Raw genomic sequence first — 25,794 nt, 5'->3', positions numbered from 1 at the left:
AATTGAACATCAGTTTAGTATCACCTAGGAAATAATTTAAATCATGATGACAACAAACAACGTCCGCTCAATATGAACTTACTTACTGTACCAAATTTTTCAAAATAATGTCAACCTAGTTGACGAAAATAATTGTAAAAAAATTAAGCATCAAACAATTGCTTCTATTGCTTGATACTTAAGTATCTATTTAGTATTTATTTCAATATCTTCTAAATGCCAATCTTGCTGGAGTACTTGTTTAAGTTGCTCTAACTGTGTACTACCAATCATTGTTTCTATGTGCGCGACGAGTTGTAATTTATGTTCTACATACTCTTCAAAACACTGCAGACCTAATGTAGTTAAGTTTACGCATTTTTCTTTTTTATTATTGGGCACAGCTTCAACTTGAACGACACCTTTGTGCTCTAATTGTTTGATCGCTTTATGAATAGCTTGGCGTGTGAGATGAATTTTTCTAGTAAGTTCGGCAAAAGTTGGTTTCTCATAGTTGATTTTATCAATCAAATACCATTCTGAGCTGCTGAAGTGAACATCTTGTATTTGCTCAGAAGTTGTGGATTCCAAGGTTTGTCTAAGCGCACTGTGACGTTCACTAATTAAATCTATGAGATCCAATCCCTCTATACTTTTATCATTTGCCATACTTACACTCCTCACATTGATTTAATATGATGCTATGCCAATAACTACTCATCATCACCGCGACATCTCATTATGTTTATGCTGAAAATTGATATTAATCTACCATATGCTCATTTATCATAAGCAATTTTTTTATCAAATTCAAATTAAGCTCATTTTATAACTTTTATATGTAATAACACTAGTATAATCAATTGATAATTAAAAAAGCTGAGACATATATACATGTCTCAACCTCAATCATTATACTGGCAGTGGCTGACTGAATTGAAAATGCACTTATCCAAGTTATTTTCAACTCTAGTCAGCTTTGCCGGGGTGAGACGACGAAATCTTGCTAAAAACATTAGATTTCTGTCCCACTCCCAAAAAATGCCCATCCTATTGGATGGGCATTATACGGTCTCGACGGGAATCGAACCCGCGATCTCCTGCGTGACAGGCAGGCGTGTTAACCGCTACACTACGAGACCTTAAAAATGGTGACTCCTACGGGACTCGAACCCGTGTTACCGCCGTGAAAGGGCGGTGTCTTAACCGCTTGACCAAGGAGCCTGTCTTAAGCACAAGTTAAATTATACCAAGTCTCTAGAAGGAAGACAAGCTCTTTTTTTAATTTTATTAGTATAATTTTCTATATTAATTGTATAAAGTTAGTGTTTTAAGATTTATTTTGAAAAAACTGCTATAAAGCCACTAATGAAAATGCAGAAATCTTTAAATTCATTCAATATCGTGTCAATAATTTTTATTTTAAAACAAAACTATTAAACTTAAAATCTTTTTTGTTTTCAAAACTTTTTGCTAAACTTGTGTAATAAAATAAATTAGGAGGCTTACCTTTGGCAAATGTATTATTTATCAACTCAGGATCACCCGGACATTTTAATCCAACTATTGCAGTATGTAAGGAACTCGTTGAGCGCGGTGAAAACGTCGTTTATTACATATGCGATAAATATAAAGATAAATTAGCTGACACAGGTGTAGAAGTACGCACGTTACCTACTGATGCTATAGTCGACCGTTTTAGATCTTATGGCCAACATCACTTATATAACGTAATTAACGGTTTATTGAAAACTGCGGATATCATCGTGCCTCAAATTTTGGAAGAAACGAAAGATGAGCATTATGATTATATGATTCATGATTCTATGTTTAGTTGTGGCCATATCCTTGCACAAAAATTAAATATCCCTTCAATATCTTCTATTGCATCATTTGCGCATAGCAAACAAAGTTTTGATGCATTTACAGAAAAATTAACAACAATGGTTGATACCAATGAAATTAAACAAGCCGATGACACATTTAATGAATTGAAACAACATATTGAATCTACATATAACGTTGAGGTGCCTTCTCGCTTTGAAGTGATGAATAATCCTGGAGATTTCAACTTATGTTATGTAATGAAAGGTTTCCAAATGAATTATGACCTGTTTGATGCACAGCATTGTGTCTTTACTGGCCCTTCAGTCATTCAACCACAACCCTCTGGATTTATGGATGACATTGATCAGACACGACCAATCATTTACATTTCTTTAGGAACTATTTTTAATCAAAATATCGCTTTTTTCAATAAATGTTTTAAAGCATTAGCAGACATCAATGCATCGATCGTCGTTTCTATCGGTGAAACAAATCATCTGAACGATTTCGATGAGGTACCTGACAACTTTATAATTAAAGATTATGTACCACAAACTGAGTTATTACAGCATACAGCATTATTCTTAACACATGCGGGCATGAATAGTACAAACGAGGCTATGATGATGAATGTGCCAATGCTAGCCTTCCCACAGAGTGCAGACCAACCTATGGTAGCCAAACAGATAGCAGACTTAAATGTAGGTCATCACATTGATGAGGCCATTACGTCTGAACAATTAAGCTGTGCTGTATCAGAAATGTTAGAAAATCAAATGTATTATCAACGACATATCGAAAAAGTAAAAAACGTGCAATCTATCGATGTAGCGGGTTATGCATATGCAGTAGACCAAATACTCGCTTTTCGTAATAAAATTTGCCAATTCAATTAAATAACAGTTATATATAAATAAAAATACCTTGTAGACGCACCGTTAACGGTGAACTCTACAAGGTATTTTTTCATAATTAGACTGGAAGCCTAACTTGGTATTATTTTCCTACCATAAAGATTTTAATAAGTTTGTTTGATTACGGTCTGGGCCTACTGAGAAGATTGAAATCTTCACATCACATAGCTCAGAAATGCGTTCTAAATATCTACGTGCATTTAAAGGTAATTCTTCTAATGAACGACAACCCGTAATATCTTCAGTCCAACCTGGTAGTGTTTCAAAGATTGGTTTACAACGGTTTAAGTCTTTCAAGTTTGCTGGGTATTCAGTGATTTCTACACCATCTAATTCATAAGCTGTACAAATCTTCACTTCTTTAAGACCAGTCAATACATCAATAGAGTTGATTGATAAGTCTGTGATACCACTTGCACGACGAGAATGACGTAATACCACTGAGTCAAACCAACCAATACGACGTGGACGACCAGTTGTTGTACCGTATTCACGGCCAACTTCACGAATGTGGTGACCATCTTCATCGAATAGTTCAGTTGGGAATGGACCATCACCCACACGAGATGTGTATGCTTTACATACGCCAATTACTTTAGATACGAATGTTGGACCAACACCGCCACCTACAGTAACGTTACCTGCTACTGGATTACTTGAAGTTACAAATGGGTATGTACCATGGTCAAGGTCTAACATAACGCCTTGAGCACCTTCAAATAATACTTTTTCTTCTGCTACAAACGCATCATCTAATACTTTAGCTGTGTCTACTACGAAAGGTGCGATACGTTGACCTGCAGCGTAATATGTTTCAAAGATTTCATCAAAAGTTGGACATGGTTTGCCAAACATACCTTTGAAGTAATCATTTTTATATTCAATATTATTTTTTAGTAATTGTTCAAATGTTTCTTTGTCTAATAAATCTGCCACACGAATACCGATACGTTGCGCTTTATCTACATAAGCTGGGCCGATACCTTTTTTCGTTGTGCCAATTTTATTATCTCCACGGCGTTCTTCTTCATATTCATCTTGTTTTAAGTGATAAGGTAAAATAACTTGTGCACGATTAGAAATACGTAAATTATCTGTTGAAATACCTCGTTCATTTAAAGCATCTAATTCTTTTAATAGTGCAACTGGATCTACGACTACACCATTACCAATCACTGATAATTTTTCTTTATAAAAAATACCAGATGGTACTAAGTGCAATTTATAAGTTTCTCCACCAAATATAATTGTGTGGCCCGCATTATTACCGCCTGAAAAACGTGCAATAACATCTGCTTGTTCTGCTAGAAAATCCGTAATTTTACCTTTACCTTCGTCTCCCCATTGTGTCCCAACGACTACTATTGATGACATATGAGCACCTCCAAGTTTTTCTCAATTAACCAATGAGTATTCTACCAATACCACAACGATATTGCAAACAAAAATCGAACATTGATTTTTCATCATTTTTCTAATTCTCATCGATATTCAAACACCGCAATAAATACGGTAAACATAGTAATACCAATGTTTTCATTGTATTTTGCATTTAAAAAAGACACATACTTACATTAAGATTCAAGAATAAAATCCAAACAAAAACCGTACAATAAAACATAAGTTTGTATTATTGTACGGAAAAATTAATTTTAATCTTTTTTTCTAACCCATCATATCTGCATGGGCATAATCTATATCTGTAAATTTATTATATTGTTTCATAAAGTGTAGCTTCACAGTTCCTGTAGGACCGTTACGTTGTTTGGCAATAATAATTTCGATATCACCATTATCATCATTCGTTTGTGGTTCATAGTTCGTGTCGTCATCGTCTTCTTCATCTTCGCCTTGATTGTAATAATCATCACGATATAGGAAGGCAACGATATCAGCATCTTGCTCAATCGAACCAGATTCACGTATATCACTCATCATTGGTCGTTTGTCCTGACGTTGTTCAACGCCACGTGATAGCTGACTTAGTGCGATTACAGGACATTCAAGTTCTCTGGCAATGGCTTTTAATGTACGAGAAATCTCAGAAACTTCTTGTTGTCTGTTGTCTGAAAAGCGTGAACCACTACCTGAAATTAATTGTAGATAGTCGATCACTATCATGTCTAGCCCGTGTTCTTGTTTCAAGCGGCGACATTTTGAACGAATATCTGTAATACGGATACCTGGTGTATCATCAATAAATATCTTCGTACGTGATAACTTACCTACTGCAATTGTAAAACGATTCCAGTCTTCTTCAGTCATTGCACCTGTTCTTAATCGGTTGGAATCGACATTGCCCGAACTACAAATCATACGTGTCGCTAATTGGTCAGCACCCATCTCAAGCGAGAAGATACCAACTGAATAATTACTTTCATTTGTAGCTACTTTCTGCGCAATATTAAGTGCGAAGGCAGTCTTACCTACAGAAGGACGGGCAGCTAAAATAATCAAATCATTACGGTTAAACCCTGCTGTCATCTGGTCTAAATCACGATACCCTGAAGGAATACCTGGTGTCTGACCACTGTTTTGATCTAATAATTCTGCCGTCTCATATACTTCACCAAGTACGTCTCTAATGTCTTTGAATCCATCACTTTCACGTGAGGATGATAATTCTAATATACGACGTTCCGCGTCGTTCAGTATTATATCTAGTTCCAGTTCATCATTGTAACCATCATTCGCAATACTATCAGCTGTTTGTATTAATTTACGCTTGGTTGCGTGTTTAAATACAATTTCTGTATAGTACTGAATATTACGTGTGGTTGGCACATTACTAGATAATTCAGCTAGATATTGTGGACCGCCCGCTTCATTCAATCGTCCTTCTTGTGACAATTGATCCATGATTGTTACCACGTCAATATCTTTGTTGTCTTCGTTGAGGTTCATCATGGCTCTAAAGATGTGTTGATGCGCGCCTCTATAAAAGGACTCAGGAAGTAATACTTCCTGAGTTGTGTTGATCAATTCTGGATCTATGATAATGGCACCTAAGACAGACTGCTCAGCCTCATTACTGTGTGGCATTTGATTTTGTTCATACATTCCATCCATTACGATTACACCTCATATCTCAATCCGTTATTATTGTTCAACTGTGTGTACACGAATTGTACCTTCGACTTCTTTGTCTAATTTAACTGGCACGTTTGTGTAACCCAATGCATGGATACCGTTTGGTAAGTCCATTTTACGCTTATCAATCTTGATGTCATGTTGTTTTTGTAATGCTTGCGTGATTTGTTTCGTACTTACCGAACCAAATAATTTGCCGCCTTCACCTGTTTTAGCAGATACTTCGACTTCAATATTACTTAATTGTTCTTTTAATTGTTTAGCGTCTTCAATTTGTTGTTGACGCTCAGCTTCAGCTGCTTTATTTTTTTGTTCTAATTGTTTTAAGTTACCTGGTGTTGCTTCCACCGCATAATTTTTCTTTATTAAGAAGTTGTTTGCATAACCTACTGGTACGTCTTTAACTTCGCCTTTTTTACCTTTACCTTTTACATCTTGTGTGAATATTACTTTCATGAATTTTCACTCCTACTCATTTGTTCTGTTATAGCTTGTTGTAATTTTTCGATTGCTTCATCGACAGTTACATCTTTCATTTGTGTAGCTGCATTTGTTAAATGACCACCACCGCCAAGTGCTTCCATCGTTAATTGAACATTAACTGCACCAAGTGAGCGAGCAGACATACCTATGAGGTTGTCTTCTCGTCTCGCTATTACATATGAAGCCTCTACACCATCTAAACTTAACAGTTCATCGGCAGCTTGTGCAACTGTAACAGGATGATAGATTTTGTCGTTAGAACCATAGGCAATCGCTACCCCATTCTCTTGCAGTTTCACCGTTTGAATCAACTCAGTACGATTGATATACGTATCAAGATCATCTTTCAAGAAATGCTGTGTCAATATCGTATCGGCACCATGTGCACGTAAATAACTTGCGGCATCAAATGTTCTAGAGCCTGTACGCAATGTAAAGTTACGGGTATCTACGATAATACCAGCAAACATAACTGTTGATTCTAAACGTGTCAGACGTTGTTCTGTCGGTTGATACTCTAGTAATTCTGTGACAAGTTCAGCTGTCGAACTTGCGTAAGGTTCCATATATAAGCAATGGACTAGAGATAAAGCTTTCACCACGTCTATGATGATCAATCACGACTTTACGGTTTGCTTTATTTAAAATATTTTCATCAATAACCATTTCTGGTTTATGCGTATCTACGATGACTAATGTTGTCTTAGATGTCATAATATCCCACGCTTCATCTGAAGTAATGAAACGATCTTTTAGTTCTGGTTTTTCATTCACTGCATCCATAACACGACGTAACGTTGGATCGATATCTGATTCATTTAATACAATGTAGGCATCTAAATTATTCATCATTGCAAAGCGGGATACACCAATTGCTGCACCGATTGCATCTAAATCAGGACGTGTATGCCCCATAATAATTACTTTGTCGCCTTCCATCAAGATATCTTTTAAAGCATGTGAAATCACTCGTGCTCTTACACGTGTACGTTTCTCCATTGGGTCAGTCTTACCGCCATAGAAACGTACATTACCATTCATACTCTTAATCGCTACTTGGTCACCACCACGGCCGAGCGCTAAATCTAAGCCTGACTGCGAAAGTTCACCCAGGTCGATAAGATTTTCTGAGCCTTCACCGACACCAACACTTAATGTCAGTTGGGCACGATAACCGACACTCTTTTCACGGAGTTGACTTAAAATACTAAAATTAGATTCTTCGATATCTTTTAAAATACGTTGATTTAAATACGCCACAAATTGATCAGAACTATAACGTTTCAAATAAATGTTATATTCTGTCGCCCATCTACTGATTACACGTGTAACCATAGAGTTAATTTCTGATCTTTGTGTATCGTTCATATTTTGAGTAATTTCATCATAGTTATCTAAGAATAGTGTCATGATAATCGGTTTGGATTCTTCATATAATGCTTCCGTCTGAATTTCTTCTGTAATATCAAAGAAGTATAAAACATGTTCTTTTTCAGAATATCGAACGCGATAGTGATATTCATTTTCTTTAATTTCAATTTCTTGTGTTTTTTCTAATTGTTTTAAGATATTAGGATATACTTCGTTTACTGGGTCGGAAATGACATTACGGTCTAATCGTTCCGACATAAAATGGTTCATCCACTCTATGTTTTCATTTTCGTCTAAGATGATCATCCCAATAGGTAAATTCTTAATTGCGATGTTGCTACCTTCAGAAATATGACCACTCAGACCATCTACATAGCTATCTAGTTTTTGTAAAGCTTGTCTTACCAAAAATACTGTCCCTATAATTATAACCACTAAGACAATCGCAGCGATGCCTGCCATAATTTGGTTGAAAACGAACCATATTACAACAAGCGCAATTGCCGTGAGTGCCATTATGATAAATGGCAAGAGCAAGGCTTTTTTAGTGGATTGACGATTCATTTTTCCACCTCAAATCATTTTTTAATGATACGTTTTAAGTTAATACATAAATCTACAACACCCAGGAGGCTTACAATATGTGTAAGTGGCATTAGAATTGTCCCTATTGCCATTAAAATCACAGTAAGTGTGAGCGGCATTGATTTTGCCTTTCCAAAAAAGTGAATCACACTTAACCCCTGAATATACATACATAATGATAACACAATTTCGAAGTTTAATACGATACTTTGGAACGCACTCGGTTCGACAGTAAACATAACACAAAGTAGGACAATCATATACATCCATAGCAATGAACGCTTCATTTGCCACGCATATAATGGTTTGAATATTGGTGTAGCAATTTTGAATTTACGTAAAATTGGAAAAGTAACTAGTAAATTGATTAATATGAGTATAAATACTGCAATGATTACATAACTTGGTAACTGAACTGATAATTGACGGAACATTTCTTCAAACATTTGTTTATAATCTGCACCAACACCTGCATTAGAAATATAATAATTTATTTGATCTTTCACAGGTTTCATTAATGTTGTTGATGTTGGTATTTTATCAAATGTTTGTAAAGCCATAAATGCAATTAACGAGATCATACTCACGTATGTAGTTGTAATATAAAGTATACGCTCTTTAGATGTACGTTCTTTTAATAATTGGCCAACAACGAAACTCACTAAGAGTACGAGGACCATGATACTTAATACGAATATATTACCTAATAAAGTTGTTAATACAACTGTTACGACTGCTGTTAAACCAAATGATTCTACAGACTTATGCCATAAAATAATGACTGGAATTGTCGCAAACAAACTCAATACAAGCCCAAGCGGTGGTAATATATGTAAAGCTAAAGCTACTATGACTAGCGTGATTATACTAAGTATAGTTGCCTTAGGATATATTTTTGAAAACAAATTCGCCACTCCCATACTATTTTTGACTATAACTTTTATTTTAACCTCTTTAAAACTTTTATACAATTATTGCCAACTCATTTCTATAGAAGTTAAACATACACTACACATTCAACTATTTGAAGATAAACTAATATTCACCCTTTCAGTTGATATTTGATACAGGAACACTCCTTACTACTACATAAAATCACAGGTATTTCCTTGCATTTTCCCATAAAAAATAGGACATACAGTAGCAGTCAGTCTACCTTGTATATCCCACCTGATTATTCTGATTCTACTCTGTCGTCCTAAATTTAATATTCTATAATAAAGTCACTCTCATTTACGCTTGATTTTATACACCTTTAAGAAATGGTATAAATTAGGTGCCCAATCATTAAAATTAACTAAAAATCCATCATGCCCTACATTGTCAGGTACAAAGAAATGTTTATGATATTTAAAGCGTTGCCCAACTGCATAAACAAGATCATCAGGATAAAGTAAGTCGTCGGCAAAGCCCATCGTCATCATCTTAGTATCTAGTTTACTGAACACTTCGTCCACGTCATCACGGCCTCTATCCACATCGTGACTGTCTAAGACGTCAAGCAGTGTTAGATAACATGAATAACTAAAGTGCTTCATAAACTTATCACCTTGGTGCCTTTGATATGCAACTACTTGATCTGGCGAGAAGCGTTGTTCATAACTTTTAGACGAACGGTATGTTAAGAAACCGAGCTGTCTTGCGATACTCATACCTTGCTCATGGTCTAAATGAATCGCTTGTCTCGCAATTTCATTAAATGCACGGCTATATGAAGATGTTCTCTGTGTAGCAGCAAGTATAACTGCTTTATCAACATCAAATTTACGGTTATATAATAACTCTACTGCCTGCATGCCACCTAAAGAGCCACCTATGAGTATATTAATACGTTCAAATCTTAAGTGCTCAATACCTAATTCAATTGCACGCACTATATCACGCAAAGTTAGTTGTTCTGGAAAGTCTTCATCAGTAAGTGCTGAACTAGAACCAAATGGACTACCAATTACATTAAAAGTTAAAAACTGATAATCGTTAATTGGCATATAACCACCATCAATAATGCCTCTCCACCATCCAGGTTGTTCACTTGTACCATACGTTAAGTGATTTCCTGTCAAAGCATGACACACGACCACAAGAGGTTGACCTTTCAATCCAACATGTTCGTAACGTAATTTTAAGTTTGAGATTGTTTCTCCTGACTCTGTTGTAAATGGTCCTAATTCTAATGTATCAACCGTATAATTCGTCATGATTTACCTCCTACTTAGTAAAAAAACTCCTCACTATAATAAGTAAGAAGTTGAAAATTACTTATCATTCGACTATATCGTTGGTTTTAGCACCGTACTTTATTCAGCCGGTTGCTGAAGCATCATTGGGCCAAATCCCTTAGCTTCTCGAAATAAGATTTAATTTTAATTGTATTGCACTACATTACTACTATTGATGTTCCTACAATCAATTTATTTTTTGGAAAATGTCGGAATTTTCTAATTATTGTTATTCTAACGGATAAAACGATTTACATCAATGAAATAAATTAAAACACCCATCTTAATGCAGCCATAATAATAATGCCACCTACGATTGTAATAGTTAAACTACGTGTGATAACTGCAATCACTACTGTAGGGACCATCGTAATTAAAAATGGCACATTAATGCTATACCCCATCATTCCATCTTGTTGTTCAATCAAACCGTCAATAACTAAAGCAGTAAATAGCGTAATTGGTATAAACGACAACCATTTTACAACTCTTTCAGATAGTTTAATTTTAGATATAAGTAAAAACGGTATTATCCGTGTAAACCACGTCACAATACCACAAAGCAAAATAATGATAAGCATGTGCGTCGTTGTTGTCATCGTTCCATCACCACCCCAAGCCCAGCTGCTATCGTAGAAGCAAGTATAATTGCCATATAGGATGGCATAAAGAGACTTAAAAGAAGCATCATCACGATTACAGTAATAATCAATACAAAATACGTCTTAATGCGAGAGCGTTGAACTGATTCAAACTGTGATACAGCTAAAAAGATAAACATCGCTGCAATAGCGAAATCTAAACCTAACGTCTCTGGGTTGTTTATGTATTTTCCAAAAATAGCGCCCATAACACATGCAAATGTCCAAAACAAATAAGCTGTGATATTTAAACCGTGTAACCAACGATCATTAATTTTTTCTCCTTTAAGGTGTGGTGTAATTGCTACACCAAACGTTTCATCTGTAATGAGCGTTGAAAGCCCTATTCGATTTAATAAACCGTATGATTGATAACTCGGTGCAAGTGTCATACTCAGTAAAAACATTCTGGAATTAACGATAAATGCTGTTAACACAATCGCAGAAATCGGCGTACCGGCGATGACTAGTGCACAAATAATGAATTGTGCAGCACCAGCATACACGAGTAAACAGAGTAAGATAATTTCAAGCAAACTAAATCCTGAGGCTACAGCTACAATTCCAAAAGACAACCCTACCCCAGCGTACCCTAATAATGTAGGAACACATTCTTTCACACCTTGCTTAAAAGTTACATGTGCTTCCATTACCTCACTCCTTTCATTTTTAATTTTTAAAAACAATAGATTAAGTTTAATATAAAGCAGGAGTTTCATTCAATGACTTTATACTTCTGTTTGTGTGACGGAAGACAACCCTCAGTTTAAATGTGTTGTTATAAAAAGGTTTTTGATGTGTCAGAATTTTATGAAATATTTTAGACTTACCTGTTGTTTTCCGTATAAAAAACCATTGAGGTCACTTATATAATTTTATAAATTACGTTATTTTTACCCCTCCCCTACCCCACCACGATATAAATAAAGAGCGTAGCAAATGCCTTTGCTACGCTCTTTTAGCCATGCTTGTTTAATTTTATTTTACAGGACGGATTTCTGTTTTACCGCCCATAAACGGAACTAAAGCATCTGGTATTGTAATAGAACCATCTGCGTTTTGATAGTTTTCAACGATTGCTGCAAATGTACGTCCAACTGCTAACCCACTACCATTTAGTGTATGCACTAATTCTGGTTTAGCATTTTTATCACGTTTGAAACGGATATTCGCACGACGCGCTTGGAAGTCAGTTATATTTGAACATGAACTAATTTCCTTATAATCATTATAGCTTGGTAACCAAACTTCTAAATCATATGTTTTGCTAGCTCCAAATCCAATGTCACCTGTACACAGATTCACACGACGATAAGGTAGCACAAGTTCTTCTAAAATCGCTTCTGCATGATTTGTCATTTCTTCAAGCGCATCCCAAGAATCTTCTGGTTTTTCAAAACGAACCATTTCAACTTTGTCGAATTGATGTAATCGAATCAGACCTCTTGTATCACGTCCAGCTGAACCCGCTTCACTACGATAACATGCTGATTGTGCTGTGAATTTAGCAGGTAAGACATCAGGACCTATAATTTCATTACGATAATAATTCGTTAGTGGTACTTCAGCTGTTGGAATTGTGTACAGCCCTTCTTTTTCAATTTTAAATAAATCTTCTTCAAATTTAGGTAATTGACCCGTACCATACATTGAATCTGCATTTACTAACTGTGGTACCATCATTTCTGTATAACCATGTTGTGTTGTATGTTTCGTTACCATGTAGTTCATTAATGCTCTTTCTAATTGAGCACCCTCACCAGTTAAGAAGACAAATCTCGCACCTGATACCTTAGCACCACGTTCAAAGTTAGCCATATTTAAATCTTCTACAAGATCCCAATGTGCTTTTTCTTCAAAATCAAAGTTTCTTGGTGTGCCCCAACGTTTAAGTTCTACGTTTTCTTCATCTGACGCGCCTACAGGAACATCATCTTGAATTATGTTTGGAATACGAGACAGTTTATCATTAAGATCATGATCTATTTGATTTAAATCATCATCTAAGACTTTAATTTCATCTCCAAGTTTACGCATCTCAGCAATAACATCGTCTGCATTTTCTTTATTACGTTTCTTCTGAGCAATCTCTCCACTTACTTTGTTACGTTGCGCTTTCATTTCTTCAGCTTGGCTAATTAATTGGCGACGCTTTTCATCTAATGCTAAAATATCGTCAACTACTTGTGCATCCATACCACGCTTTGTTACTTTTTCTCTAACTAAATCAGGTTCGTTACGGAATAATTTAATGTCTAACATATCGCATTCATCCTTTCAATTTTTAAAAATGTTTGGATAATAACACAAAAAAGACCACATCCCCTCTACAAGGGACGTGGTCTACGTGTTGCCACCCTATTTAACAGCCTAATTAGACTGCACTCTCCATAAATAACGGCCAAAGCCGGTTGTTCTTCTAATAGTAGGTAGATTCACACTAACGTTGATTACTTGTTCACACCAACCACAAGTTCTCTGAAATCAAACAATTAATACTACTTAGCCTACGAACAATAACTTATTAACTTGTTTTAAATATAGCAAATAACCTTATGTTTTTCAAGAGTGACAGTGCTGACGTCTATTATATCTCATTCATATACGCAATATCGTGTAAATATTGCGATACCGCTGCGATATCTTTATGAAATTGTCTATCTTCTGTGATAGATGGTATGATTTGGCGTAACGTTTGATATTTTTCATACGTTTTTGGTGATAACTTATCAATATCTTTATATTCTACTGCTTGTAATGCAATAATCGTCTCTATCGCTAAGACACGTCGTGCATTCTCTACCATCATATAACCGTGACGAGAAGCAATCGTTCCCATAGATACATGATCTTCTTGGTTCGCTGACGACGGTATAGAATCAACACTGGCAGGATGTGCAAGTGTCTTATTTTCTGAAACTAAACTTGCTGCCGCATATTGCATAATCATTGCGCCACTTTGTAAACCTGGTTGTGGACTTAAAAATGCAGGTAAGCCATTATTCAATTGTGGATTCACAAGTCTTTCTAGTCTACGTTCTGAAACATTAGCCAGTTCGCTGACCCCTAATTTTAAGAAATCTAAAGCAAAAGCAATCGGTTGTCCATGGAAATTACCACCGGATATCACTAGTGTTTCATCATCTTCATCAAATATAAGTGGATTATCATTTGCAGCATTCATTTCAAATTCTAGTTTTTCTTTAACATAATTGAACACTTGGAAACTTGCTCCATGAATTTGTGGGATACAGCGTAACGTATAAGCATCTTGCACACGTACTTCACCTTGTGTCGTAGTTAACTCAGAACCTTCTAACCAATCTAACATACGCGCAGCTACATCAATTTGTTCTTGGAAGTTACGTGCTTTATGTACTTTTTCATTATAAGCATCTGTAATACCATTGAGTGATTGATGTGTAAGTGAAGCAATCCATTCTGCTTGATAGCCTAGACTTTCTGCTTCTATATAGTTGATTACACCCTGGGCAGTCATCGCCTGTGTACCGTTGATTAGTGCTAGTCCTTCCTTTGCCTGTAATTCTAGTGGCTTACGCTTCAAGTTATTTAAGACATACCGACTGTCTACCTCTTCACCTTGGTAAAAGACGTTACCTTCACCAATCAAGGCCAATGCTAAGTGAGATAACGGGGCTAAATCTCCAGAAGCACCAAGTGAGCCTTGTTGAGGAACTACCGGTACAATTCTATTATTAATGAAGTATACGAGCTGTTCGACTAAAGCTACTGTAGTTCCAGAATGTCCTTTAAGTAGGGTATTTAATCTTAATACCATCATCACTAATGACACTTCTTCTGAAAATGGATCCCCCATACCACATGCATGTGAACGGATAAGGTTAACTTGTAATTGATTATATTCCCCTTCATCAATACGCACATCACTGAACAAACCAAATCCTGTCGTAATACCATAGACTGTCTCTTTATTCGCTATAATATTCTCTACTGTTTGACGGCTTTGTTTTACCCGTTCAAAAGCTTCTTCAGTCACTTCCACCGTATCTTTCTCATATAAAAATTTCTTGATATCTTCAATTGTAAGCATTTCTCCATTTAATTGTAATGTCATTTCTCCATCTCCCTACTTATGAATTTAATTCGATTAATTCGAGTATACGCTTACATTTTCAGCAGAACAATAGCTTTTGAGACATCCGTAACATGGTATCAAATCACTGTTTTAATAGGGTGAAGTAGCATTCATCTTCATTTTAGAAAACTTAATCATTTTTTAACAACGTTACCTATTGACTTAAATGCAATGCAGGTTTATTATTTTCTATTGTATTAAAAAACAGCTTAAAAATTTAAAAACAAAACCCCTTCAATAGACAGCAATATTTTGCACGTATAATTGAAGATTTTAAAACCAATTTATAATTACTTTTGTAATTTTAAACTCTGACTTTTTACGTATATTATTCAAAAATGAATAGCATTAAATTATCATAAATTTTAAAAGGAGGTTTCAATATGGAAACTTTATCATCGGTAAACATTCCTAGACGTGAAGATGATACACATAAAGGTGATTATGGCAGAATCCTTTTAATTGGAGGTAATGCAAACTTAGGTGGCGCAATCATGCTTGCAGCACGTGCATGTGTTTATAGTGGCAGTGGGCTAATAACAGTAGCTACACACCCAACGAACCATGCTGCACTACATTCTCGTTGTCCTGAAGCAATGGTCATTGATATTAATGATACAAAAATGTTAACAAAAATGATTGAAAACACAGATTGTATCTTAATCGGCCCTGGATTAGGTTGTGATTTCAAAGGTAATAATGCAATCACATTCTTATTACAAAATATTCAACCGCATCAAACGCTAATCGTAGATGGCGATGCTATAACGATTTTCAGTAAATTGAAACCTGAAATACCTGCTTGTCATGTCATTTTTACACCACATCAAAAAGAATGGGAACGTTTAAGTGGTATTCCAATTGAGGAACAAACATATGAACGTAATCGTGAAGCAGCAGATCGTATTGGAGCAACTATTGTCCTAAAAATGCATGGTACGGAGATTTATTTCAAAGACAAAGATTATAAATTACCAATCGGCACGCCTGCTATGGCAACCGGAGGCATGGGTGATACCCTAGCTGGAATGATTACGAGTTTCGTCGGGCAGTTTGATGACACTCAGGAAGCTGTCACAAGTGCAACATACGCACATAGCTTCATTGGTGAACAGTTAGCAGAGAAAATGTATGTCGTCCCGCCATCAAGACTTATAAGCGAAATCCCACATGCCATGAAATCATTAGAAAGCTAATTTATAACGAAAAAAGACCTACCTTAATGAGGTAGGTCTTTTTATATGTGTATTTATATTTAATCAAAGATTATTCTTCTTCGTTGTCATCGCTATCTGCATTATCGATATCTTCGTTAACACGATCCATAAAGTCTTCTCTTACTTCTTTACGGCCATCTTCTTCAGAGTTGTCATCTTCAACTTCTGTATGAATACCATTTCCTGGTGTGTTATCTTCTACAACTGCTTCATTACTAGATGACGCATCTTGTGATTCAGAATCCGTTGTTTGAGCATTTGTTAAACTTGCTTCATTTGCTTCAGATTCTTCAATTGCTTCAACTTCTTCTTCATCTTCCTCGTTTACTATAGCTACCGTAGATACAAATTGATTATCATCTAATTTGATTAATCTCACACCTTGGGCTGCACGACCATTTTGTGAAATGTCATTTACATCAATACGAATAATAACACCAGAATTCGTTACAACCATCAAGTCTTCTTCTCCTGTGACTGATGTTATACAAACAATATTACCATTACGTTCAGTAATCGTAGCAGTCTTAATACCTTTACCGCCACGGTTTGATAATCTGTAATCTCCTACAGGTGTACGTTTACCGTAACCATTTTCAGTAACGACTAGGATTTCATCATCCTGTTCCGCTTTAGTAACATCTAAGCCGACAACTTTATCCCCTTCTCTAAGCGTAATACCTTTCACACCTGCCGCTGTACGACCAAGTGGACGTAATGCAGTTTCGTGGAAGCGAATTAATGACGCATGCGCAGTACCGATAAGAATATCAGTTTCACCATCTGTAAGACGTACTGCAATCAGTTCATCATCATCTTTAAAGTTGATAGCAATCTTACCGTTTCTGTTTATGCGTGAGAAGTTGCTTAACGCAGAACGTTTAACTCTACCTTTTAATGTTGCAAATACAAGGTAATCTTCTTCACTTTCTAAATCTTTAACGGCAATCATTGTACTGATAGATTCATCACTATCTAACTCTATGGCATTGACTACTGGAATACCTTTAGACTGACGTGAGAGTTCTGGTACTTCGTAACCTTTAAGTTTATAAACACGACCTTTATTCGTAAAGAATAAAACGTGATCATGTGTACTTAACGTTACGAGTTGACTAACGAAGTCTTCTTCGAGTGTATTCATACCTTGTACACCACGGCCACCACGATGTTGTGATCTATATGTTGAAACAGGTAGACGTTTAATATAGTTATTATGACTTAATGTAATGACAATTTGTTCTTCAGGGATTAAGTCTTCATCTTCAATATTATCAAGTCCACCAAGTTGAATTTCAGTTTTACGTTCGTCACCGAAACGATCACGAACATCAATCAATTCATCACGCACGATTTGTAAAAGCTTTTCTTCATCTGCAAGAATTGCTTTTAACTCTTCGATATAAGCAATTAAATCATTGTATTCTGATTCAATCTTATCGCGTTCTAAACCAGTTAAACGTCTTAAACGCATGTCTAATATCGCTTGAGCTTGACGTTCAGATAACTTAAATTGCTCTTGCAAGCTTGCCATCGCAATTTTGTCGTTATCTGATTCACGTATTACTCTAATGATTTCATCAATATGATCCAGTGCAATTCTTAAGCCTTCTAAAATATGTGCACGGTCTAATGCTTTTTTCAAGTTGTATTCAGTACGTCTTCTTACAACTACTTTTTGGTGATCTAAATATTCAACCAATGCTTCTTTAAGCGTGATAAGTCTCGGTCTACCATTTACCAATGCAATCATGTTTACACCAAATGATGTTTGTAACGGTGTTTGTTTATACAAGTTATTTAGAACAACACTTGCGTTTGCGTCTTTACGAACATCAATTACGACACGTACACCTGTACGTAAACTTGTTTCATCACGTAAATCTGTAATACCTTCTATTTTTTTATCACGAGCTAATTCAGCGATTTTTTCTATCATACGCGCTTTATTGACTTGGTATGGTACTTCAGTCACTACGATACGTTGACGTCCGCCACCGCGCTCTTCTATTTCAGCACGAGAACGCATTATAACCGAACCACGTCCAGTTTCAAATGCACGACGGATGCCACTTTTACCTAGAATTAAAGCACCTGTAGGGAAATCAGGACCTTGGACATCTTCCATTAATTCAGAAATTGTGATGTCAGGGTTATAACTTAAACTTAATACGCCGTTAATAACTTCTGTTAAGTTATGCGGTGGAATATTAGTAGCCATACCAACAGCGATACCTGAAGCACCGTTAACTAGTAAGTTCGGGAACCTTGATGGTAAGACTGACGGCTCTCTTTCATTACCATCATAGTTATCTATGAAATCAATTGTATTTTTGTTAAGGTCTCTCAACATTTCAAGCGTAATTTTAGACATACGTGCTTCTGTATAACGCATCGCAGCAGCACCATCGCCGTCCATTGAACCAAAGTTACCTTGACCATCAATTAAAGGATATCGATAGCTGAAGTCCTGTGCCATTCTTACCATTGCTTCATAAATCGATGAGTCACCATGTGGGTGATATTTACCCATTACGTCCCCAACAATACGTGCAGATTTTTTATATGATTTGTCAGGTGTCATACCTTGTTCATGTAATCCGTATAATATACGTCGATGTACTGGTTTTAATCCATCTCTAACGTCTGGCAAAGCACGTGAGACAATAACGCTCATCGCATAATCTAAGAACGATTCGCGCATTTCATTGGTTATATTTCGTTCATTAATTCTTGATTCAGGTAGTTCAGCCATCAAGATATCCTCCTTCAAAAATTCAGTTCATTGTATTAGAAATCTAAGTTCGCATAGACTGCGTTATCTTCAATAAACTGTCTACGATTCTCAACAACATCGCCCATCAACATTTCAAATACTTGGTCTGCTTCTATAGCATCATCGAGTGATACTTGTAGTAACGCTCTATGTTCAGGATTCATTGTAGTTTCCCACAATTGATCCGCATTCATTTCACCGAGACCTTTGTAACGTGAAATCGACCATTTTGGACTTGGGTCTAGTTCTTCTTTAAGCTTATCTAATTCACGTTCGTTAAACACGTAATATTTTTGTTTACCTTGCGTCAATTTGAAAAGTGGTGGCTGCGCAATATACACATATCCCGCTTCTAATAACGGTCTCATAAAGCGATAGAAGAATGTTAAAAGCAATGTTCTAATGTGCGCGCCATCGACATCGGCATCTGTCATAAGGACAATCTTGTGATAACGTGCTTTACTCAAATCAAATTCTCCGCCAATTCCTGTACCAAAAGCAGTAATCATTGAACGAATTTCATTGTTATTTAGTATTCTATCTAATCGTGCTTTCTCAACATTTAAAATCTTACCACGTAATGGTAAAATCGCCTGTGTCTCTGAATCACGGCCTGATTTTGTAGACCCTCCGGCAGAGTCACCCTCGACGATAAAGATTTCACTTCGAGATGGATCTTTACTAGAACAGTCTGCAAGTTTACCAGGTAGACTTGAGATTTCCAATGCAGATTTACGGCGTGTAACTTCACGTGCTTTTTTAGCTGCAAGACGTGCATGTGACGCCATAATACTTTTCTCAACGACAATACGTCCGACTTGTGGATTTTCGTATAAGAATCTTTCAAACAATTCAGCAAATAGTTTATCAACGACTTGACGCACTTCTGAGTTACCAAGTTTCGTCTTAGTTTGTCCCTCAAATTGTGGATCACTATGTTTGATAGAAACGACCGCTGTTAAACCTTCACGTGTATCCTCACCTGAAAGTCGCTCTTTATCTTCTTTGATTATTTTACTGTTTAGGCCATAGCTGTTTAGCACACGAGAAAGCGCACGTTTGAATCCTTCTTCGTGCGTACCGCCTTCGTATGTGTGAATGTTGTTCGCATATGTTAATAAGTTAGTTGCATAACCTTTGTTATATTGTAATGCGATTTCAACTTCAATGTCATCTTTTGATTCATGCACATAAATCGGTTCATCATGAAGTGGTTCTTTCGTTTCATTCAACATTTCTACGTAAGATTTAATACCACCCTCATAGTGATATGAGTCTTCTCTTACTTCTTCTTCACGTTCATCTTTTAACGTAATTGAAATACCTTTATTTAAGAAAGCAAGCTCTCTTGTACGCTGTTGTAATGTATCATAGTTATATTCTGTAGTTTCAGTGAAGATCTCAGGATCCGCTTTAAAACGAATTACTGTACCAGTAGGCTTATCAGTTTCCCCGATGACTTTCAAATCAAATTGAGGTACCCCTTTTTTATAAGCCTGATGATAAATTTCGTTATCTTTATAAACGTACACTTCTAAATCTTCAGACAAGGCGTTAACTACTGATGAACCTACACCATGTAGTCCACCAGACACTTTATATCCGCCGCCGCCGAATTTACCGCCAGCATGAAGCACTGTCAAAATAACTTCTACAGCAGGACGTCCCATTTTTTCTTGAATACCTACTGGAATTCCTCGTCCGTTATCAGTAACTTTTATCCAATTATCTTTTTCTATAACAATTTCAACTTCGTCGGCATATCCAGCAAGTGCCTCATCGATACTATTATCGACAATCTCCCATACAAGATGATGCAAACCTCTTGCTGAAGTTGAACCTATATACATACCTGGTCGTTTACGAACCGCTTCTAGACCTTCTAATACTTGAATCTGACCAGCACCATAATCTTCCGTGTTGTTCACATCTGACAATGCTTCCACCTTCACTTTCTATTACTTTATAATTTCGCCTTGGTTGATGCGATAAAGTTTAGCGTTCTTCATAATTTCATGCTCTATACCGTCGACTGATGTTGTAGTTACAAAAGTCTGCACTTTATGTTGAATTGTGCTTAATAAATGCGACTGACGTGAATCATCTAATTCACTTAATACATCATCTAGCAATAAGATAGGGTACTCTCCTACTTCGATATTCATTAACTCGATTTCTGCGAGTTTTATCGATAAAGCAGTAGTCCTTTGTTGGCCTTGAGAACCATACGTCTGAGCATCCATACCATTTACATTGAAACCTAAATCATCTCTGTGAGGACCGTATAAACAAACGCCTCTATCTTTCTCGCGTTCCATATTGTCATTGAGCAAAGTTAAGACTTCTTCTAAGCGTTCCGTCTCACTTTTCTCTTCATCGCTGAGTTTTATACTAGGCAAATATTTTAATGACAATGTCTCACGTTCGTCCGTTATCCCAGAATGGATAGGCTTAGCTAGTGATTCAAGTTCTTTAATAAAATGTTCACGTCTGAGCGTAATTTTGAGCGCATACGCTGCAAATTGTTGATTTAAGACATCTAGCATTGTGCTATCTGTCTTTTGACCATATTGCAGCTGCTTCAAATAATTATTTTTTTGTTTTAAAATTCGCTGGTACTGAGACAAATCATTTAAGTATACTGCAGAAATTTGTCCAAGCTCCATATCTATAAATCTGCGTCTAATTTGTGGTGATCCTTTGACAATATTTAAATCTTCAGGCGCAAACAATACGACGTTCAAGTGACCAATATATTGAGTCAGTCTACTTTGTTCCAAGTGATTAATTTTAACTTGCTTACCTTTTTTGGTTATAAACATCGTTAAAGGCATTTCACCGTATCTATAACTAAGTTCACCTTCTATTTTAGCATAGTCCATACCGAAACGTATAAGTTCCTTGTCATTGGACGTTCTATGACTTTTAGCCAACGCTAATGTATAAATAGATTCAAGGAGGTTTGTCTTCCCTTGTGCATTCTCACCTATCAATATATTTACCTCTGGATGACAATCAAGGGTAACTGAATCATAGTTACGATAATTTTCTATCTGGAGTGTCTTTAATCTCATTCTTCACCTTGATGTAAAATAACAAATGAACCGATTTCTGGTATGACAATGCTATCTTGATGGTTTAACTTTTTACCGCGACGTGTTTCACGTTCGTCATTTATCAAGACATCAAAATCTTGTAAGAACCATTTTGCTTGTCCACCAGATTCGATAATACCTTCTGTCTTTAGAAATTGCCCTAAAGTAATGTCTCCATCAACGATTACCTCTTCAACCAAATCAATCACTCCGTTTCTTTTAAGCTCACTAATATATTATACCTTTTTTCACGAAAAATTTCATGTAAAATACAGTGTGTAAGCGTATTCTTATAACTAATTTCCACTTCTTTTTAATAATTATCTACAAAGCCCGTTATAGTAGTTGTTTTACATGTAATATTATATCAAATTTCGAGTAGTTTTAATCCGATTTTATGATTCTCTATCCGTAATTTTCAAATATAATTCGAAATTATATCTTCATTTTTAATATTTGAGATTTTAAATGACATTTAAAGCGTGTTTTAGACGCATTTTAAAATTCTATTAAAATACCCTAACAATTAACTATAAATGCTTATATTTAATCTCTCAGTGCCTTTAAAAATGAAATATACCACTTAAAATACTTCTGAAATTTAAGCTTGTCTTAAAAAATGTCCCCTGCTTTATTTATATACACGCATATAGACCAGTAATTACTTTCGAATTTAAAAATGAATAGAAAAAACCCCAGACAAAATAAATTGTCTAGGGATAAGTTATTAATTTCTAATATGTTCTGATTGGTAGAATTAATTGTGTTACCGAATCATCGTCTTTAGGTTTTAAAATAAATGGTTTCATTGTGCCGAAGAATTCTATTTCGACTTCGTCATTATCAATTGCTTTCAATGCATCCATCATATATTTCGAGTTGAATGAAATCTTCAAGTTGCCACCATCAACGTTACTTGCTTTAACGTCTTCGTTAACAGTACCAATTTCAGGAGATGTTGAAGATAATTCTACTAATTCATTACCAGTACTTAATTTAATAACGTTATTACCACCTTCACGTGCTAATAATGATGCACGATCGATTGCATGATAGAATTCACCGTTATTAATGCCTAATTTAATTTCGTAATTCTCTGGGAATAAACGAGATGTATCAGGATAGTGCCCTTCTAATAAACGTGAAATAAAGTTCACATTGCCAACTTTGAACAGTACTTGGTTTGATGCAAAGAAGATATCAATCTCTTCTTCACTATCTGTCATTATTTTATTTAACTCTGATAATGCTTTACCTGGAATGATGACATTTTTATTTTCTGACTCGTCTTCTAATGCCACTTTTCTTACAGCCAAGCGATGCGAATCAGTAGCTGTGCATATTAATTCACTATCTTGTATAAGCCAGTTAACACCAGTGAGTACTGGGCGTGTTTCTGAGGTGGACACTGCGAAATTCGTCTGTGCTATCACGTTTTTAAGTACTTTTACAGATAATTGAATCGCATCATCGCGAGAAACTTGTGGTAATAATGGATATTGATCTGGATCTAAACCACTTAAGTTAAATTCAGAATGGCCTGAAGTAATTAATGTTTGAAATTGTTCATTTGTAGAAAGTTTTACTTCTTTACCAGGTAATTTTTTAATGATGTCTACGAAGAAACGACCAGGGAGTACGACTGATCCAGTTTCTGCAACTTCTATAATGTCTTCACCATCAACTTGTTTAGGTATAGTGATTTCGATAGATATTTCTGAGTCAGAACCAGTAAGTATCACTTCGTTATTTTTAACTTCAATTTTTATACCAGTTAATATTGGTAATGTAGTTCTTGGTGAGATGGCTTTTAATGTGTCATTTAATTGAGCAATAAAATAATCTCTTCTTATTGTGAATTCCATCTAATTTTCAAACTCCTTCCAGTCGTTTATATATAAATTATATAGGTTTTAAAACAGTAGTAATAGTAGTAGGGCTTGTGGATTACGGGATAACTTATATGAATTCAGGTATGACATTATTTAACGACTGTGGATAACTTGTGCACAGTGTGTATGACTTTTACACATTATCCACAATTCCCCAAAATTTATCGTTACTACGTTATTCCTCATTTTTCTACAATTAATCTGTTATAGTACAGTTTTTTTATTGATTTCTAATTTCTTTTTCCAAGTTTTCAAGTTCTTGTTTAAAAGTTGAATCACTACTTACTTCTTTAGCTATTTTTTCATGTGCATGGATAACCGTAGTATGATCACGACCACCAAACTCTTCACCAATTTTAGGTAATGAAAAATCAGTTAGCTCACGTGATAGGTACATTGCAATTTGGCGCGGATAAGCAATGGATTTTGTACGTTTTTTAGCACTAAAATCTTCAATTCTTACGTTATAGTATTGTCCAACTATCTTTTGAATGTCCTGAATCGTGATTTTTTTCGATTTTGGCGCTTGGATAATATCTTTTAAGGCTGCAGCAGTTAATTCAGTTGTAATCGGTTGGCCTTGAAGTTTAGAAAATGCTAATACACGAGTGAGTGCACCTTCAAGTTCACGAATATTAGACTGGATTTGATTAGCAATATAAGTTAATGCTTCAGTTGGAATATTTAAATTTTCTTCTCCAATTTTTTTCTGCAAAATAGCCATTCTTGTCTCGTAATCAGGAGGCGTAATATCAACGATTAATCCCCACTCAAAGCGAGAACGCAAACGATCTTCTAATTTAGCAATTTCTTTCGGCGGTCTATCACTCGAAATAACAATTTGTTTGTTTGCTTGATGTAATTCATTAAAAGTATGGAAAAATTCTTCTTGCGTTTGCTCTTTATTTTGGATGAATTGAATATCATCTATTAATAAAACGTCAATATTACGGTATTTTTCTCTAAAACGCTCAGTTTTATTATCACGAATAGATTTAATAAATTCATTAGTAAATTTTTCACTAGACGTGTAAATAACTTTAGCATCAGGATTGTTTTCCAATACATAATGACCAATTGCATGCATTAGATGCGTTTTTCCTAAACCAACGCCACCATAAATGAAGAGCGGGTTATAGGCTTGAGCAGGTGCTTCGGCAACAGCAAGACTTGCTGCATGAGGAAATCTATTGCCAGGTCCGATCACAAAAGTATCAAAAGTATTGTGTGTATTGAATTGTTCGCCGCCAATGACAGCTTCATCTACACCTGGTGTATACTTTTTCTTTTGTGGCATCTCCTGACTTGTGTGTTGATTTTCACCGGACTTTAAACTCTCTAACTGATCTTCAGAATAGAAAACTGGCATAATTTCATGACCGATTGCCTCATATAATGCAGTTTGAATAATTTCAACATAATGTGTTTTTAACCAATTGGCAACAAATGGATCATCGATAACAACGATAGCTTCATCATTTTGCAATGAGTAAAGCTTAGTATCTTTAAGGAAAGTTTGATAGCTAGGATAACTTACTTTCTCTTGAGCCAAGGTTAGGACTTTTTCCCAAATTTCTTTTTCTGACAT

Annotated in this window: 18 protein-coding genes, 2 tRNA genes, 1 pseudogene, 1 riboswitch and 1 other annotated feature; of the genes and pseudogenes, 2 read left to right on the top strand and 19 right to left on the bottom strand. The window is 35.6% G+C overall.

Features of this window, described 5'->3' with window-relative positions:
• Positions 1-186: 186 nt before the first annotated feature.
• The 3 genes from PYW44_RS00105 to PYW44_RS00095 form a co-directional block, all read right to left on the bottom strand.
• On the bottom strand, positions 187-648 hold the full coding sequence (locus PYW44_RS00105) for a MarR family winged helix-turn-helix transcriptional regulator (protein WP_046465674.1): 462 nt from the start codon (positions 646-648) through the stop codon (positions 187-189).
• A gap of 400 nt (positions 649-1,048) precedes the next feature.
• A tRNA-Asp gene (locus tag PYW44_RS00100) sits at positions 1,049-1,121 on the bottom strand.
• A 7-nt stretch (positions 1,122-1,128) separates the two neighbouring features.
• Positions 1,129-1,203: transfer RNA gene (locus tag PYW44_RS00095), tRNA-Glu, on the bottom strand.
• Positions 1,204-1,490: 287 nt separating this feature from the next.
• Between PYW44_RS00095 and PYW44_RS00090 the strand changes: the two genes are divergently transcribed.
• Positions 1,491-2,702, top strand: coding sequence for a macrolide family glycosyltransferase (locus PYW44_RS00090; protein WP_115075887.1), 1,212 nt, complete (start codon positions 1,491-1,493; stop codon positions 2,700-2,702).
• A 108-nt stretch (positions 2,703-2,810) separates the two neighbouring features.
• On the opposite strand, the gene PYW44_RS00085 is transcribed toward PYW44_RS00090, so the two are convergent.
• From PYW44_RS00085 to hutH, 10 genes and pseudogenes are all read right to left on the bottom strand, one after another.
• The gene (locus tag PYW44_RS00085) at positions 2,811-4,094 is read right to left on the bottom strand and encodes an adenylosuccinate synthase (protein ID WP_064783319.1); all 1,284 of its coding nucleotides are present in this window, start codon (positions 4,092-4,094) and stop codon (positions 2,811-2,813) included.
• A gap of 291 nt (positions 4,095-4,385) precedes the next feature.
• A complete protein-coding gene (gene dnaB / locus PYW44_RS00080; protein WP_115075886.1) occupies positions 4,386-5,789 on the bottom strand; it encodes a replicative DNA helicase in 1,404 nt (467 codons plus the stop codon).
• Between the two features lie 30 nt (positions 5,790-5,819).
• Positions 5,820-6,266 (bottom strand): 50S ribosomal protein L9, encoded by a 447-nt coding sequence (rplI, locus tag PYW44_RS00075; protein WP_002506229.1) that lies wholly within the window; start codon positions 6,264-6,266, stop codon positions 5,820-5,822.
• A pseudogene (locus PYW44_RS00070) lies at positions 6,263-8,228 on the bottom strand (DHH family phosphoesterase). Before PYW44_RS00070 ends, rplI begins: the two are co-directional and overlap by 4 nt.
• Before the next feature lie 14 nt (positions 8,229-8,242).
• The gene (locus PYW44_RS00065) at positions 8,243-9,169 is read right to left on the bottom strand and encodes a DUF2232 domain-containing protein (protein ID WP_172457960.1); all 927 of its coding nucleotides are present in this window, start codon (positions 9,167-9,169) and stop codon (positions 8,243-8,245) included.
• A gap of 309 nt (positions 9,170-9,478) precedes the next feature.
• Complete coding sequence (gene metX / locus PYW44_RS00060; RefSeq protein ID WP_115075884.1) at positions 9,479-10,447, bottom strand: homoserine O-acetyltransferase MetX; 969 nt, start codon at positions 10,445-10,447, stop codon at positions 9,479-9,481.
• Between the two features lie 58 nt (positions 10,448-10,505).
• A riboswitch (SAM riboswitch) is annotated at positions 10,506-10,606 on the bottom strand.
• Positions 10,607-10,737: 131 nt separating this feature from the next.
• On the bottom strand, positions 10,738-11,067 hold the full coding sequence (locus PYW44_RS00055) for an AzlD domain-containing protein (protein ID WP_002506225.1): 330 nt from the start codon (positions 11,065-11,067) through the stop codon (positions 10,738-10,740).
• Entirely contained in the window at positions 11,064-11,759 is a 696-nt protein-coding gene (locus PYW44_RS00050; RefSeq protein ID WP_115075883.1) for an AzlC family ABC transporter permease, read from the bottom strand. Before PYW44_RS00050 ends, PYW44_RS00055 begins: the two co-directional genes overlap by 4 nt.
• Before the next feature lie 328 nt (positions 11,760-12,087).
• A complete protein-coding gene (gene serS / locus PYW44_RS00045) occupies positions 12,088-13,371 on the bottom strand; it encodes a serine--tRNA ligase (RefSeq protein ID WP_056936191.1) in 1,284 nt (427 codons plus the stop codon).
• A gap of 67 nt (positions 13,372-13,438) precedes the next feature.
• Positions 13,439-13,633: a binding site (T-box leader), on the bottom strand.
• A gap of 63 nt (positions 13,634-13,696) precedes the next feature.
• The gene (hutH, locus tag PYW44_RS00040; RefSeq protein WP_046465666.1) at positions 13,697-15,205 is read right to left on the bottom strand and encodes a histidine ammonia-lyase; all 1,509 of its coding nucleotides are present in this window, start codon (positions 15,203-15,205) and stop codon (positions 13,697-13,699) included.
• 404 nt (positions 15,206-15,609) lie between these two features.
• Between hutH and PYW44_RS00035 the strand changes: the two genes are divergently transcribed.
• Positions 15,610-16,422, top strand: a complete 813-nt coding sequence (locus PYW44_RS00035; RefSeq protein WP_046465665.1) for an NAD(P)H-hydrate dehydratase — start codon at positions 15,610-15,612, stop codon at positions 16,420-16,422.
• Positions 16,423-16,492: 70 nt separating this feature from the next.
• Here PYW44_RS00035 and gyrA read toward each other — a convergent pair whose 3' ends face one another.
• The 6 genes from gyrA to dnaA form a co-directional block, all read right to left on the bottom strand.
• Complete coding sequence (gyrA, locus tag PYW44_RS00030) at positions 16,493-19,198, bottom strand: DNA gyrase subunit A (protein ID WP_046465664.1); 2,706 nt, start codon at positions 19,196-19,198, stop codon at positions 16,493-16,495.
• Between the two features lie 35 nt (positions 19,199-19,233).
• Entirely contained in the window at positions 19,234-21,165 is a 1,932-nt protein-coding gene (gyrB, locus tag PYW44_RS00025; RefSeq protein WP_172457950.1) for a DNA topoisomerase (ATP-hydrolyzing) subunit B, read from the bottom strand.
• Between the two features lie 12 nt (positions 21,166-21,177).
• Positions 21,178-22,293: a DNA replication/repair protein RecF gene (gene recF, locus PYW44_RS00020; RefSeq protein WP_002511869.1), complete on the bottom strand. Its 1,116-nt coding sequence runs from the start codon at positions 22,291-22,293 to the stop codon at positions 21,178-21,180.
• Positions 22,290-22,523: a S4 domain-containing protein YaaA gene (gene yaaA / locus PYW44_RS00015; RefSeq protein WP_172457949.1), complete on the bottom strand. Its 234-nt coding sequence runs from the start codon at positions 22,521-22,523 to the stop codon at positions 22,290-22,292. The genes recF and yaaA overlap by 4 nt, the downstream gene beginning before the upstream one ends.
• A 525-nt stretch (positions 22,524-23,048) precedes the next feature.
• On the bottom strand, positions 23,049-24,179 hold the full coding sequence (dnaN, locus tag PYW44_RS00010; RefSeq protein ID WP_002506215.1) for a DNA polymerase III subunit beta: 1,131 nt from the start codon (positions 24,177-24,179) through the stop codon (positions 23,049-23,051).
• 247 nt (positions 24,180-24,426) lie between these two features.
• Positions 24,427-25,794: a chromosomal replication initiator protein DnaA gene (gene dnaA / locus PYW44_RS00005; protein WP_002506214.1), complete on the bottom strand. Its 1,368-nt coding sequence runs from the start codon at positions 25,792-25,794 to the stop codon at positions 24,427-24,429.

Source organism: Staphylococcus equorum, assembly GCF_029024965.1.
GTDB lineage: Bacteria > Bacillota > Bacilli > Staphylococcales > Staphylococcaceae > Staphylococcus > Staphylococcus equorum.
Note: the sequence above shows the minus strand (reverse complement) of the source record. Positions and strands in the feature narration are given on the sequence as shown.

Excerpts from the sequence above, each read along its gene's own strand:
- PYW44_RS00105 (WP_046465674.1), bottom strand. The coding sequence starts at position 648 with ATGGCAAATGATAAAAGTATAGAGGGATTGGATCTCATAGATTTAATT.
- PYW44_RS00085 (WP_064783319.1), bottom strand. The coding sequence starts at position 4,094 with ATGTCATCAATAGTAGTCGTTGGGACACAATGGGGAGACGAAGGTAAA.
- dnaB (WP_115075886.1), bottom strand. The coding sequence starts at position 5,789 with ATGGATGGAATGTATGAACAAAATCAAATGCCACACAGTAATGAGGCT.
- rplI (WP_002506229.1), bottom strand. The coding sequence starts at position 6,266 with ATGAAAGTAATATTCACACAAGATGTAAAAGGTAAAGGTAAAAAAGGC.
- PYW44_RS00065 (WP_172457960.1), bottom strand. The coding sequence starts at position 9,169 with ATGGGAGTGGCGAATTTGTTTTCAAAAATATATCCTAAGGCAACTATA.
- metX (WP_115075884.1), bottom strand. The coding sequence starts at position 10,447 with ATGACGAATTATACGGTTGATACATTAGAATTAGGACCATTTACAACA.
- PYW44_RS00055 (WP_002506225.1), bottom strand. The coding sequence starts at position 11,067 with ATGACAACAACGACGCACATGCTTATCATTATTTTGCTTTGTGGTATT.
- PYW44_RS00050 (WP_115075883.1), bottom strand. The coding sequence starts at position 11,759 with ATGGAAGCACATGTAACTTTTAAGCAAGGTGTGAAAGAATGTGTTCCT.
- serS (WP_056936191.1), bottom strand. The coding sequence starts at position 13,371 with ATGTTAGACATTAAATTATTCCGTAACGAACCTGATTTAGTTAGAGAA.
- hutH (WP_046465666.1), bottom strand. The coding sequence starts at position 15,205 with ATGACATTACAATTAAATGGAGAAATGCTTACAATTGAAGATATCAAG.
- PYW44_RS00035 (WP_046465665.1), top strand. The coding sequence starts at position 15,610 with ATGGAAACTTTATCATCGGTAAACATTCCTAGACGTGAAGATGATACA.
- gyrA (WP_046465664.1), bottom strand. The coding sequence starts at position 19,198 with ATGGCTGAACTACCTGAATCAAGAATTAATGAACGAAATATAACCAAT.
- recF (WP_002511869.1), bottom strand. The coding sequence starts at position 22,293 with ATGAGATTAAAGACACTCCAGATAGAAAATTATCGTAACTATGATTCA.
- dnaN (WP_002506215.1), bottom strand. The coding sequence starts at position 24,179 with ATGGAATTCACAATAAGAAGAGATTATTTTATTGCTCAATTAAATGAC.
- dnaA (WP_002506214.1), bottom strand. The coding sequence starts at position 25,794 with ATGTCAGAAAAAGAAATTTGGGAAAAAGTCCTAACCTTGGCTCAAGAG.